The organism is Pseudomonas sp. A-1, from assembly GCF_004801855.1.
Taxonomy (GTDB): Bacteria; Pseudomonadota; Gammaproteobacteria; order Pseudomonadales; family Pseudomonadaceae; genus Geopseudomonas.
In genome coordinates this window covers 1-994 of the sequence record NZ_SSTC01000217.1, presented here as the reverse complement: position 1 = coordinate 994, position 994 = coordinate 1, and the positions used below count along the sequence as shown (strand labels likewise).

Genomic DNA, 994 nt, shown 5'->3' with positions numbered 1-994 from the left:
GGCCGGGGCAACGGTCGCCTCGGGCGGCGGCGACTGCCAGGGGCGCCACCAGCCGGTCACCGCCACCGCCAGCAGCAGGGCGCCGCCGGCCAGCAGCGGCAGGCGATTGGCGGCGAACGGCAGGTCCGGCGGCGCCTCCGCGGCGGGCAGGGTGGCGAGATCCGGCACCCTGCCTTGCTGGCGGGCGTATTCGGACTTCTTCAGGGCTTCGAGTATGTAGGACATGGCTAGTGGTCCTGCTGGGCCAGAACCGGCGCTTCGGCGTCGGTGAGGGCGGCGAGGCGGGCCAGGGTCATCCGGCCGACCAGGCCGTCGGCCTTGAGGCCGTGGGCACGCTGGAAGTCACGCACCCGCCGGGCCAGTTCCTCGGTGAACAGGTTGCCGGCGCTGCCGCGCGGGGGCGCACCTTCCCAGCGCGCCAGGCGCTGGTCGATCCAGGCCACCGCCGGATCGCGGGCGCCGATGCCCAGCCCGCGGCCCCAGCCCTCGGGGGCGCGCCAGAGCAGGGTGTAGCGGCCGGTCCACTGGCGCATCAGGCTGTCCAGCGGCACTTCCTGGATCTTGCCGGCCACGGCCAGGCGGACCTGCTCCGGCCCCAGCTCAAGCAGGGTGGCGAGGAAGTCGGGACCGTCGGCCTGGCGCAGTTCGACGATGGCCGGGCTGTTGAAGCTGCGCAGCGAGGCGAGGCCGTCGTTCATCGGCAGGCAGTGCAGGTCCACCTGGCCGGCGCGCCGGCAGGCGTCCTCCAGGGCGGTCGGTTCGGCGACCTCGATCTGCCACTGGGCGAACAGGCTGCGCACCGCCATGGCCTCGTGCAGCCAGTGCTCCTCGCGGCCCGGGGCGGCGATGATGCCGGGAGAACTCTCGCTGCTGGCGGGTTGCCGCTCGGCGGGCGGCGCGGGCTCTGCCGTGTCGGCGGCGGGCCCGCTACTGGCGAGCGGCTCGGCAGCGGCCGGCGCGGGAGCGCTGTCGCTGGCCGCCAGCGGCGGCGTCT

Annotated in this window: 1 protein-coding gene and 1 pseudogene; both read right to left on the bottom strand. The window is 75.3% G+C overall.

The genetic code is table 11. The features are described 5' to 3' along the window. Window positions 1-225: pseudogene (locus tag E5198_RS21225) on the bottom strand (hypothetical protein); the annotation flags it as partial. Between the two features lie 2 nt (window positions 226-227). Next, window positions 228-994: peptidoglycan-binding protein (locus tag E5198_RS21220; RefSeq protein WP_168772578.1), on the bottom strand; the 767-nt coding region annotated here is incomplete at its 5' end.